The organism is Streptomyces sp. NBC_01142, from assembly GCF_026341125.1.
GTDB lineage: Bacteria > Actinomycetota > Actinomycetes > Streptomycetales > Streptomycetaceae > Streptomyces.
This window is the reverse complement of record NZ_JAPEOR010000003.1, coordinates 402,067-413,362: the sequence shown is the minus strand read 5'-3', so window position 1 is coordinate 413,362 and position 11,296 is coordinate 402,067. Positions and strand designations below refer to the sequence as shown.

The following is an 11,296-nucleotide window of genomic DNA, read 5'->3' as shown; positions in this document are numbered from 1 at the left end:
CGTCAAGATAATGCACATAACGCACACGGCCCGAACCTGCAGTTCAGACACCCTTTGCCGCAGGCTCGCGACGCGCTCCACGTGGTGGGTCATCGGCAACAGGCCGACGATGCGTGTCGCCCTCACAGGCGGCCCGCGGACATTCCTTTCCCCCGCCAGTAGAGACCCCGGTCCTCTGAGTTGCAGGAGGACTCAAGCGGCCCGGCGGCGCTTTCGCGGCCGCACACCGACGCATCACGCTGTGAACCATTTGCCGTCCAGGGCCACGTCCTGTAGCTGGGAGGCGTCCCGCTCCGCGGGTCGGCTCTGAATTTGGCCGAAGGCAGGGAGCGATGGTTCGCGCCTCAAGGGCGGTTCGGCGATGTGATCCACCCCAGCGATCGTTCGACGGCCCGCTGCCAGTTGTCGTATTCCGATGCGCGCCGCGCCGGGTCCATGTCGGGCAGCCATTGGGCCGCCCGGTGCCAGTTGCGGCGCAGGACTTCCAGGTCCGGCCAGTAGCCGACGGCCAGCCCGGCGGCGTAGGCGGCCCCCAGCGAGACGGTCTCGGCAACCATGGGCCGCACCACGGGCACGTCGAGGACGTCGGCCAGGATCTGCATGAGCAGGTTGTCGGATGTCATGCCGCCGTCGACCTTGAGCTCACTCAGGGTCAGTGAGGAGTCGGCGTTCATGGCGTCGACGACCTCACGGGTCTGCCAGCCGGTGGCTTCCAGCACGGCTCGGGCCAGGTGCCCCTTGGTGATGTACGAGGTGAGGCCGACGATGACACCGCGTGCGTCGCTGCGCCAGTGGGGCGCGAAGAGACCGGAGAACGCCGGGACGATGTAGCAGCCGCCGTTGTCCTCGACCGTGCGCGCGAGGGTCTCGATCTCCGGAGCGCTGCTGATCAGTCCCAGACGGTCACGGAACCACTGGACCAGTGAGCCCGTGACGGCGATCGGGCCTTCCAGCGCGTAGACCGCGGGCTGATCGTCGATCTTGTACGCAACGGTGGTGAGAAGTCCGTTCCGGGACCGCACAACGTCCGTGCCGGTGTTGAGCAGCAGGAAGCTGCCGGTCCCGTACGTGCACTTCGCCTCGCCCGGGGCGAAGCAGGTCTGCCCGAACAGTGCCGCCTGCTGATCGCCGAGGGCGGCAGTGATGGGGACGCCCGGGAGGATCGAGCGATCCTCACCGTAGTTTTCCGCCGAGGGCCGTATCTCGGGCAGCATGGCGCGGGGAACCCCGAAGAACTCCAACAGCTCCTCGTCCCAGGTGAGCGTGCGGATGTTCATGAGCATGGTGCGACTGGCGTTGGTGGCGTCGGTGATGTGCTGACCGCCGGCCGTGCCGCCCGTCAGGTTCCAGATCAGCCAGGTCTCCATCGTGCCGAACAGCACTTCGCCGTCCCGGGCTCGCTGTTCCAGCCCTGCGACGTGGTCGAACAGCCAGCGGATTCGTGGCGCGGAAAAATAGGTCGAAGGCGGCAGGCAGCAGCGTTCCAGGAAGAATTCGTCGCCGGGGTGATCTCTCAGGTCGTCGACGAGTGAAGCGGTGCGGGTGTCCTGCCAGACGATCGCTCTCCCCAGAGGGGTTCCTGTCCGCCGGTCCCAGAGCACCGTTGTCTCGCGCTGGTTCGCGATGCCCAGGGCGGAGACCTGTCCGACACCGATGCCGACGCCGGACAGGGCCTCGGGCACGACGCGCCGCAGATTGCGCCAGATTTCGAGGGCATCGTGCTCGACCCAGCCGGGTCTCGGGAAATGCTGCTGGTGCTCGCGCTGGGCCACCGACACCAACCGCCCACGGTGGTCGAACAGGATGCAACGGGTTGAGGTGGTGCCCTGGTCAATGGACATCACATACCGTTCAACCATGATCCGGACTGCCTTCCGCTATGTCGAGGAGGCGGGGGTGGGCTTACCAGCGGGCCGCCCCCAGGTCTTTGGAGATCGCCCGTGCGGCCTCACGGAGCAACGTGATCAGGGCCGGCTGAGGGTGGCCCTTGGCATCGCAGATCCGCTCGACGGGGCCGGACACGCCGATGGCGCCCACGACGAGGCCTCCGTGCCCACGGATGGGCGCCGCGATGCCGGCGTAACCCATGCTCATCTCCTGGACCTCGGCGGCCCATCCCTGCTCCCGGATCTCGGTGAGCGCACGGTTGAGGTCCTCCGGGACGGCCTGGGTGTGCCGGGTGTACGCCTCCAGCCCGGCCTCGAGCGCCGACTCCACCGTCGCGGTCCCGTAGGCCAGCAGGACCTTGCCGAGCGAGGAGGCGTGCAGCGGCAGCAGCGCGCCCACGTCCAGGGTCTGGAGCGTGTCGTCCGGCCGGAAGACGTGGTGGACGATGAGCACCCTGTCCTCCAGGGGGGTGCCCAGGCGGACCGCCTCCCCGCTGCGGGCGGCCAGGGCGTCGGCCCAGTTGATGGAGCGCGACCGCAGCTCGTTGACGTCCAGGTAACTGGTGCCGAGGTGGAGCAGCGCCGCCCCGAGCTGGTACTTTCCCGTCGCCGCGTCCTGCTCCACGAAATCCACGTGCTGCAGGGTGCGCAGAATGCCGTGGGCGGTGCCCTTCGCCAGCCCGAGCGACGCGGCCACCTCACCCAGTCCGAGCCGACGAGGGCCGCCGGCGAGCAGACGCAGGATTGCCGCCGCCCGTTCGATGGACTGGACCGGACCGGCCATAGAGCGATTCTAAGTCCGCCTTCCGGTACCCGGTGGCGCATCATGCAGGGATTTCTCCGGATTCGGGTCCGGCGTTCGGTAATGCCGACCGATGTTTATTGACCTGCCCCGCATCGCTCCCTAGCGTTCGACGAGTCCGGCGTCCCGCCGGCAGCGCTTGCCGAGGAGGGCACATGGCGGCTCAGCTCAACACAGTGGCCCGCGAGGCAGTCGATCACGTCTGTCCCGTGCCGCATTCCCCGGCGGCCGTCCCGGCCGTACGCGGACGTGTCCGCACGGTGTTCGCCGAGTGGGGCCTTTCCCCGGACATCACCATGGATGCACTCCTGGTCGTCTCGGAGCTGGTGACCAATGCGCTCCTCCACGCCCTGCCTCCGGCGACGCTGCGGTTGTCGTGGGTCCGCGTCGACGAACGCAGAGCCCTGCGCATCGAAGTCACGGACGCGGGACACGTGCTCCCCTCCAGGCAGTCGGCTTGCCCGGACGAGCACGGCCGGGGAATCGCCATAGTCACTGCCCTTTCGGCTCGCTGCGGCATACGCGTCCACACCGGCGGGATCACCCGCTGGGCGGATCTCCTCACAGCGTAGAAAGACAGCCCGGTCCGAGGTTGTGGCCGGGGTTGCCCCGGTCCGCCGGGCTCGTTCTGCTGGTAGGGCGGGTGGGCGCGCCGGCCGCGCTCATCGTGCTGATCGGCCGGTTCCAGGTCTGGTCGGCGGCGGGACCGAGCCGTTCGTCGCGCCGTCGTTGTCCTGGATCTCCTCGACGGCGGTGATCCCCAACGAGGCCAGGTGGTCACCACCTGCTGAGCCAAGCCCGTCGAACGTGTTCTGCGGCTCCCTCAGGTCCCTCGGTCCGGTTCTCGACGTCGCCGTTCCGCGTTTTCTCATACATTGGGCTTTATGTCGGATCAGCTCCAGACAGTGGACAGCCACAGCAGACGTGACCGGAAGACGACTCGGAGGAAGAACTATCCGGGTCGTGCTGTCGTCGCCGTGACAACGGCGTGCGCGCTCGCAGGTCTCGCCGCCTGCGGGGCGGCCGGCGAGGACGCGGGCGGGAGCACCTCCGGCAAGGACGGCTTCACGATCGGATTGCTGCTCCCGGACACGCATACCGCTCGCTGGGCGACCGCCGACAAGCCCCTGATCGTGGAGAAGGTCAAGGCGCTGTGCCCCGACTGCAGGGTGACCCACGCCTACGCCTCAGCGGACGTGGCCACTCAGCAGCAGCAGATCGAATCCATGATTGCGGACGGCGCCAAGGTCCTGATCCTTGATCCCGTCGACGACAAGGCGCTCCGCTCCTCGATCACCAGGGCCCGCGACGCGCATGTCCCGGTGGTCTCCTACGACCGCCTCGCCGAGGGCCCCATCTCGGCCTACTCCGGCTACGACTCGGAGGAGATCGGCAGGATCCAGGCCGAGGAGCTCCTCAAGGCGATGGGCTCCAAGGCGCGCGGCGGCCAGATCGTGATGATGAACGGTGACCCCACCGACCCGAACACGAGAGACCTCAAGAGGGGCGCGCTCTCCGTACTCGAGGGCAAGGTGAAGATCGGCCGGTCGTACTACACCGCCGAATGGATCCCGGAGAACGCGTTCAGGAACATGTCGGCCGCCATCGCGCAGCTGGGCGCGGACAGGATCGACGGCGTCCTGTCGGCCAACGACGGGCTCGCGGGTGGCGTGGCCACCGCGCTCAAGGCCGCCGGTATCAGGCCGCTGCCGCCCGTCACCGGTCAGGACGCCGATCTCTCGGCCGTGCGGCGGATCGTCAAGGGCGAGCAGTACGTCACCGTCTACAAGTCCTTCGAAGCAGAGGCCAACGCCGCCGCGGAGATGGCCGTCGCCCTGGGCCGTGGAGAGAAGCTCGACACCATCGCAACGGACCGTGTCAGCAATGGCACAAGCAAGGAGATCCCGGCCTTCCTGGGCCCCCTCGTCCCCGTAACCGTCGGCACGATCAAGGACACGGTCGTCAAAAGCGGCCTTTACACCGTCGACCAGATCTGTACCCCGGCGGTCGAAGCCGCCTGCCGGAAAGCCGGACTCGTCGAATAGGCCGCCCGGCGCCGCACTTCCCGCACGCCGCGCCGCGTCACCGGCCGGGAGAGACCGGGAGAAACGGGACGGGCAAAGGAGGAATTCACGTGCCGAGTACACCCCTGCTGGCGCTGCGCAGAGTCTGCAAACGCTTCGGCGCTGTCTGGGCGCTCACGGACGTCGAGCTGGAGATCCACGCCGGAGAGGTCGTGGCCCTGGTCGGCGACAATGGCGCCGGCAAGTCCACTCTCGTCAAGGTGATCACCGGCGTCGCCCCCGCCGACCAGGGTGTCATCGAATGGGACGGCCGTCCCGTCCGGATCACTCGCCCCCGCGATGCCCAGAGCCTGGGCATCGCCAGCGTCTACCAGGACCTCGCGTTGTGCGAAACCCTCGATGTCGTCGGCAACCTCTTCCTGGGCCACGAGCTCGGCAGGACCGGGATCCTCGACGAAGTGTCCATGGAGCGCCGGGTCGGGGAACTTGACCTGCTGGACACCCTCTCCCTGCGCATTCCCAGCGTCCGCGTCCCCGTCGCCTCCCTCTCCGCTGGCCAACGCCAGACGGTCGCGATCGCGCGCGCTCTTCTCAACGAACCCAGGATGCTCATCCTCGACGAACCGACCGCCGCGCTGGGCGTCAGGCAGACCATCCATTTCCTCGACCTGATCGACCGACTGCGAGAACGCGGGGTCGGTGTTCTCCTCGTCAGCCACAACCTGGGTGACGTCAAAGCCGTCGCGGACCGGGTCGCGGTGCTGCACCTCGGTCGCAACAATGGTTTCTTCAGCGTGCCGACCACGTCACAGGAGCAGATCGTCGCCTCCATCACCGGCGCCACCGACAACGCCGTAGCCCATCGCGAGACCCAGGCGTGAGAGGGAGCGATGTGAACAGGACAAGGGCATCCGAGAATCTCAGCCCCACCGGGGCGGGTGGCGATTCGGCCGGCGCCGTGCCCACAGCCGTGGGCCGGAGCCGGGCAGCGGGCGGCGAGGGCGGTTTCAGGAGCTACGTAGGCGATTCCACCCGCAAGCTGCGCAGCGGCGAACTCGGATCGCTGCCCGGCATCATCGGCATCGTCGTGCTCTGGACCGTTTTCCAGAGCCTGCACCAGCAGTTCCTGTCGCCCCGCAACCTGTCCAACCTCAGCGTGGACATCGTCGGAACGGGCATGATCGCCCTCGGCATCGCCTTCGTGCTGCTGCTCGGCGAGGTGGATCTGTCGGTCGCCTCCGTCAGCGGGCTCACGGCTGCGGTGTTCGCCGTGCTGAACGTGAGCGAGGGCCTGCCGGAGTGGCTGGCGATCGTCGCCGCCCTGCTCGTCGGGGCGGCGATCGGAGCCGTTCAGGGGTTCTTCTCGGCCAGGATCGGCGTACCGGCGTTCGTCGTCACCCTGGCGGGGCTGCTGGCCTGGAACGGCCTCATGCTCTACGTCCTGGGCGCGAGCGGCACCATCAACCTCCACGAGCAGGGCCTGATCCATGCGCTGACCAATTACTACTTCCACGACGCGGCAGTCGCGTACGGGCTGGCGGCGCTCAGCGTGGCCGTGTTCTTCCTCGCGTCCTACCGGGACGCACGGCGCCGCAGGGCAGCCGGCGTCCGGTCCTGGCCGCTCAGTGTCATCGCCGTGCGTACGGGCGCGGTGGCACTGGTCTCGTTCGCAGCCGCCTACATCCTGAACCGCTTCCAGGGCCTTCCGCTCGCTCTTCTGATCTTCCTGGCCTTCGTCGTCGGCCTCGACTTCGTCCTTCGCCGCACGTTCTACGGGCGGAAGATCTTCTCCATCGGCGGGGGTGCCGAGGCGGCCCGCCGCGCGGGCATCAGCGTGGTGTGGCTGCGGATCTCGGCGTTCATGGTGTCCGGGACGCTGGCCGCTGTCGGCGGGCTCTTCCTGGCCTCACGCGTCGCCGCGGTGGGCCAGACCTCGGGCTCCAGCATCCTGCTGATCAACGCCGTCGCCGCGGCCGTTATCGGCGGCGTCAGCCTGTTCGGCGGCCGCGGTACGACGTGGTCTGTCCTGCTCGGCATACTCGTCATCCAGTCGATCGCGTCGGGGATGGTTCTCCTGGGTATCCCGACGCCGATGCAATCCGTGATCACCGGTGGTGTGCTTCTCACCGCCGTAGCCCTCGACTCGCTGTCGCACTTCTCGCAGAAGGCACACGGCAGGGCTTGACCACGCAGGCGCCGGGACCTGGGCCATGAACCCGTAGGCCACATCGGCAAGGTCACCGCCGGCGTGGAGACGTGCGCCACCGTCGCGCGTCTCGGGCCGGCCGTCGGGCTTCCGCCTCGGCCACGGGCTCACCCGCCCTTACGGAGTGCGTTGAACCGACCCAAGGCGCTCAACGCCCTGAACCTCCAGGTCATGACCGAGGTCGTCGCGGCGACCGAGGACTGGACCGCGATCCCGGTGTGGGCTGACCGTCCTGGCCGGATCCGAGAAGGCCTTCGCCGCATAGGCGGACATCAAGAAGATGGGTCCGCAGAGCTACATCCTTCTTTCCGGTGAGGGGCCCTGCAGTTGGGCACCTGCGGGTGGCTCTCGGGCCCGGATCTTTCTCTGCCGAAGCCACCTTGTCAACGATCGTTTTCGGCTTGAAAACGATCGTTGGGGAGGTGTGGTCTTCGTGCCGGCGGGCCGCTAATGTCGGCCTCCGCAACGACAACTCGATCACTGAATCCGGGAGACCAGCAGTGAGTGAGTCCACCGTCCCTCTCCCTGAAACATTGCAGCGCATCGACGAGTTGATCACCGATCACCGCCTCGACCGCAATGATGTCCTCGACGCGAAGTCCCTGTCCGAAAGGACAGGGATCCCGGCGCACACGGTTCAGAACCTCCTCGAGGGCACAGAACTCGTAGAGGACGACGTGGACACGCGGGCTCGCACCCGCCTCCAGTTCCTGTACGAAACCCGCCGCGCCGCCGACGGCAGGCCCTACGAGTTCAAGGACATCGCGGACGCCATCGGCATTTCCGAGGTATGGGCGCGTGCTCTGCTGACCGGCAAGAAGGTTCCGAGCATGAAGCACGGCCATGCCCTCACCCAGTTCTTTGACGTGCCGGAAGGCTTTCTGACGGCCAAGGCCACGGACGCCCTGAACAGAGAGCTCGGGCCCATCCTCCAGTTCCTGCAGGGCGCGACTGACCCCCTGAACCAGGTCATGACCAGTCACGGCCTCGTGGCAATCGCACAGCGCGGCACCAGATCCCTTACGCAACGCCAGAAATCGGCGATCGCCAGCATGCTCGACGTCGTGCTGGATGAAGGGACGGGCCGATGACGAATGTCTCGAAACCCATGCGCAAGGAAATGCGCAAGCTGGCAGCAGACCTGATCTCCGCGATCGAGCCCCGCATCGCCTTACCGGTCGAACCTCGTCAGCTGTGCGAAGAGCTGTGCCGTGAAATGAGTGAGCGTCAAGGGCAACCCATCGATCTGCGTATCCTCGCCTTCCCGGACGAGACCGGCGTGACCGGTCTCTGGCTCAGACTCGAAGACCGCAGCATCATCGTCGTCGAGGAACGCGCCGATCCCGTACAGCAACTGGTCATCCTCGGGCACGAGCTGTGGCACATGAAGAGCGGGCACTGCGGCAGCCACCAAATGAAGGGTGCTTCCGCAGCCGCGCGTGCGATGTCCGGAGAGATATCCCTTCACGAGGTTCTGATCAGTGTCGCCGCCCGCAGCCAGTATCGGGAAGCCGAAGAGAGCGCGGCCGAGACGTTCGGCCTTTTCCTCGGCAGCCGACTGCGTCCATGGGTCAGAACCGGCGGCAGGGGACCGGTCCGTATGGAAGTGGTCGGAGGCCGCATAGAGGCAGCCCTGAGCTACCGGGGCCAAGCCTGACGATGGATGCCTCCGACTTCTACATCAGCTACTTCATACCTGCGACAGTTCTCACCGTCGCGCTCCTGCTCAAACTTCCCGCCATCGTCCGATTCTGGCGGGATCCACAACTCAAGGCGGTCGGCGGTCTGCTGTTACTGGCGTTCTTCGTGTTCTATTTCGCCGCACCGCCGAACATCGCCTGGGTCAACCGCTTCACCGGAGTGCCCAATATCTCCGCGCCCTGGGTCTACACCCTGCTCACCGCGTTCTCTGCGTCCTGCCTCGTGTTGCTCAACACCTGGCGCGGTGGCGCTCAAGAGAAGGTCCGGCGCACAACCTGGTGGGTCGTCATCACCTACGCGCTCGTGATCACCGGCTTATGGGTGCTGTTCGTGCTCGCGCATGTGCCGACTGAACGCCTGCATGATCTGGACACCTACTACGCCAACACCCCGTACATGCGCGAGCTCATCGTGCTGTACCTGCTCGCGCACACGGGCGCCAGCATCATGAACTCGGTTCTTATCTGGACTTGGCCCGGCCAGGTCAGTGGCTGGATACGGAGCGGTCTGATTGTTCTGGGCGTCGCGTACGCCCTGAACCTCCTGTACGACGTTGTGAAGTACACGTCGGTCATCGCACGGTGGAACGGGGCCGACCTTGACTGGCTGAGCACGCACGTGGCCCCGCCCGTCGCGTGCCTGTCGGCACTGTTCGGTGCCGCGGGCTTCATCCTCCCGCATGCGGGTCAGAGACTCCAGAGGCAGTGGAACGACCGGATCACCTACTGGCGGCTGCGGCCGCTGTATCGGACTCTTCGAGCTGTCGCCCCGCCGGCCGCCGCGGTGAAATTGGGCCATTTCTCATCGCTGGACATGCGACTGGTCCAGCGCGAGACGTTCATACGCGACAACCTCCTCCTCCTGGCTCCGTTCTTCAGTAAGCACCTGCGACAGCGAGCCTACGAGGACGCCCTCGGAAGAGGTGGTTCCCCGCACAAGGCGGCCGGCTTGGCGAGCGCCGCAGCCCTCATGTCTGCCATCGCGTCCCGGAAGACAGCCCTGGCTTCCCAGGACGACGACAACGTCACCTCAGACCGCTCGGCCGTCGGCATCGACGGTCTCCTCCGCGACATCGAGTGCGTGTCCCGGGCCCTCCGACGTCCCGCCACCGTCTCTGCGATCCGCCAGCGCGCGGCCGCCCGGTCAGAAAGCGTGCCCGTCCATGACTGAACGCCTTGCCCCCGCCCGCACCACACCAACCGCGGTTGTCCTCGGCGGCAGTCTGGCCGGCCTGCTCGCGGCGCGCGCTCTCGCCGAGCACGCGAACGTCACGGTCATCGAACGGGACACCTTCCCCAAGGGACCCCAGCCCCGTAAGGGCCTGCCCCAGGCTCAACACGTTCACCTGTTCTGGTCCGGCGGCGCCGACGCCGTCGAACGACTCCTGCCAGGCACCACACACCGCCTCACGACTGCCGGGGCGCACCGTCTCGCCCTGCCCACCCACATGGTCGCCTACAGCCCGCGGGGCTGGTTCCGACGCTGGGCCGAGTCGCACTACATGATCCTCTGCAGTCGTGACCTGCTGGACTGGACCGTCCGCGAGCAGGTTCTCGCCGGCCACCGCATCACGGTCCTGGAGGGCGCAGAGGTGCTCGGCCTCACCGGTGACGCTGCCGCTGTCACCGGAGCACGCGTACGCACCGCCGATGGCGCCGACCTCACTGTGTCGGCCGACCTGGTCGTCGATGCCACCGGCCGCACCTCCCGCGCTCCCGAGTGGCTCACGTCTCTCGGCACCGCGCGGCCGGCGGTCCGGGAGGTCGACGCCGGCCTCGTCTACGCCAGCCGGATCTACCAGGCGCCCAGGGACACATGGGAGCACTTTCCCGCGGTCCTCGTTCAGGCCGACCCGCGCGTTCCGGGCCCCGGCCAGGCCGGAGGGCTCGTCCCCATCGAGGGCGGTCGCTGGCTCTGCACCATGTCCGGAACCCGCGGCGGTGAACCCACCAAGGACGCAGAAGCATTCGAAGAGTTCGCCCGCCGCCTGCGGGACCCGATCGTCGGTGAGCTCCTGGCGCAGGCGCAGCCGCTCACCGATGTCGTAGTCAGCCGCAGCACCATCAACCGCCGGCACTTCTACGAAAAGATCCGCAACTGGCCCGAAGGCTTCCTGGTAACCGGCGATGCCGTCGCCGCATACAACCCGGTCTACGGGCACGGCATGTCGGTCGCGGCACAAAGCGCCCTCGCAATGCGCAAGTTGATCAGACAGCACGGATGGGGAACGCCCGGACTGGCCCGCCGCATCCAGAAGGCCGTCGCGCGGCCGGTGTCTGCGGCGTGGGACCTGGCGACCGGACAGGATGTGTTCTACCCCGGCGCGACCGAGAGCGGCCCCACCCTCCAGGAGAAGCTGCAGGCCGGATACGTGAACAGACTCATCTACACCAGTACGGGCAACGGCCGGGTAGCGAGGACCGTCACCGACGTGATCACGTTGCAGAAAGGATCGCATGTGCTGGTCAAACCCAGCATGCTGCTCGCCGCCGCCATCGGCCCGCTCAGACCACAGCTGACCCGGCCTCCGCTCACCGCGGAGGAGCTGAAGGCAAGCAACGCCTGACGCCGGAGCGAGCGTGTCCCTGTGACCGGAGCCCCGGCATCGACGCCCACCGCGGGGACCCGGTGCCGGCGACGCCCACCTCCCGGCTCGTCCGGGCCGGGCGGCAGCGGC

Annotated in this window: 10 protein-coding genes and 1 pseudogene; 9 read left to right on the top strand and 2 right to left on the bottom strand. The window is 67.4% G+C overall.

Annotation, left to right across the window (positions count from 1 at the left end; all coding sequences use genetic code 11):
- Window positions 1-344 precede the first annotated feature (344 nt).
- Window positions 345-1,859 carry a glycerol kinase GlpK gene (gene glpK, locus OG883_RS36000; RefSeq protein WP_266550714.1) on the bottom strand — a complete coding sequence of 505 codons (1,515 nt, stop codon included), beginning with the start codon at window positions 1,857-1,859 and terminating at the stop codon, window positions 345-347.
- Between the two features lie 43 nt (window positions 1,860-1,902).
- Window positions 1,903-2,670, bottom strand: coding sequence for an IclR family transcriptional regulator (locus OG883_RS35995; RefSeq protein ID WP_266550712.1), 768 nt, complete (start codon window positions 2,668-2,670; stop codon window positions 1,903-1,905).
- 173 nt (window positions 2,671-2,843) lie between these two features.
- Here OG883_RS35995 and OG883_RS35990 point away from each other — a divergent pair, with 173 nt between their 5' ends.
- The 9 genes and pseudogenes from OG883_RS35990 to OG883_RS35955 all read left to right on the top strand — a co-directional run bounded on the left by OG883_RS35990 (window position 2,844) and on the right by OG883_RS35955 (window position 11,185).
- A complete protein-coding gene (locus tag OG883_RS35990) occupies window positions 2,844-3,260 on the top strand; it encodes an ATP-binding protein (RefSeq protein ID WP_266550710.1) in 417 nt (138 codons plus the stop codon).
- A gap of 312 nt (window positions 3,261-3,572) precedes the next feature.
- On the top strand, window positions 3,573-4,733 hold the full coding sequence (locus OG883_RS35985) for a sugar ABC transporter substrate-binding protein (RefSeq protein ID WP_266550709.1): 1,161 nt from the start codon (window positions 3,573-3,575) through the stop codon (window positions 4,731-4,733).
- A gap of 89 nt (window positions 4,734-4,822) precedes the next feature.
- Window positions 4,823-5,593, top strand: coding sequence for an ATP-binding cassette domain-containing protein (locus OG883_RS35980; RefSeq protein ID WP_266550708.1), 771 nt, complete (start codon window positions 4,823-4,825; stop codon window positions 5,591-5,593).
- A gap of 158 nt (window positions 5,594-5,751) precedes the next feature.
- Window positions 5,752-6,897 (top strand): sugar ABC transporter permease, encoded by a 1,146-nt coding sequence (locus OG883_RS35975; protein ID WP_266553128.1) that lies wholly within the window; start codon window positions 5,752-5,754, stop codon window positions 6,895-6,897.
- A gap of 150 nt (window positions 6,898-7,047) precedes the next feature.
- A pseudogene (locus tag OG883_RS46870) lies at window positions 7,048-7,180 on the top strand (enoyl-CoA hydratase/isomerase family protein); the annotation flags it as partial.
- Window positions 7,181-7,418: 238 nt separating this feature from the next.
- Window positions 7,419-8,009 (top strand): transcriptional regulator, encoded by a 591-nt coding sequence (locus tag OG883_RS35970; protein ID WP_266550706.1) that lies wholly within the window; start codon window positions 7,419-7,421, stop codon window positions 8,007-8,009.
- Window positions 8,006-8,575, top strand: a complete 570-nt coding sequence (locus OG883_RS35965; RefSeq protein WP_266550704.1) for a toxin-antitoxin system, toxin component — start codon at window positions 8,006-8,008, stop codon at window positions 8,573-8,575. Before OG883_RS35970 ends, OG883_RS35965 begins: the two co-directional genes overlap by 4 nt.
- A 2-nt stretch (window positions 8,576-8,577) precedes the next feature.
- On the top strand, window positions 8,578-9,789 hold the full coding sequence (locus tag OG883_RS35960) for an MAB_1171c family putative transporter (RefSeq protein ID WP_266550702.1): 1,212 nt from the start codon (window positions 8,578-8,580) through the stop codon (window positions 9,787-9,789).
- Entirely contained in the window at window positions 9,782-11,185 is a 1,404-nt protein-coding gene (locus tag OG883_RS35955) for an FAD-dependent monooxygenase (RefSeq protein ID WP_266550700.1), read from the top strand. Before OG883_RS35960 ends, OG883_RS35955 begins: the two co-directional genes overlap by 8 nt.
- Window positions 11,186-11,296: the final 111 nt, after the last annotated feature.

What these genes read in the sequence shown, in the direction of transcription:
- glpK (WP_266550714.1), bottom strand. Translation starts at nt 1,859, where the DNA reads ATGGTTGAACGGTATGTGATGTCCATTGACCAGGGCACCACCTCAACC.
- OG883_RS35995 (WP_266550712.1), bottom strand. Translation starts at nt 2,670, where the DNA reads ATGGCCGGTCCGGTCCAGTCCATCGAACGGGCGGCGGCAATCCTGCGT.
- OG883_RS35990 (WP_266550710.1), top strand. Translation starts at nt 2,844, where the DNA reads ATGGCGGCTCAGCTCAACACAGTGGCCCGCGAGGCAGTCGATCACGTC.
- OG883_RS35985 (WP_266550709.1), top strand. Translation starts at nt 3,573, where the DNA reads ATGTCGGATCAGCTCCAGACAGTGGACAGCCACAGCAGACGTGACCGG.
- OG883_RS35965 (WP_266550704.1), top strand. Translation starts at nt 8,006, where the DNA reads ATGACGAATGTCTCGAAACCCATGCGCAAGGAAATGCGCAAGCTGGCA.
- OG883_RS35960 (WP_266550702.1), top strand. Translation starts at nt 8,578, where the DNA reads ATGGATGCCTCCGACTTCTACATCAGCTACTTCATACCTGCGACAGTT.
- OG883_RS35955 (WP_266550700.1), top strand. Translation starts at nt 9,782, where the DNA reads ATGACTGAACGCCTTGCCCCCGCCCGCACCACACCAACCGCGGTTGTC.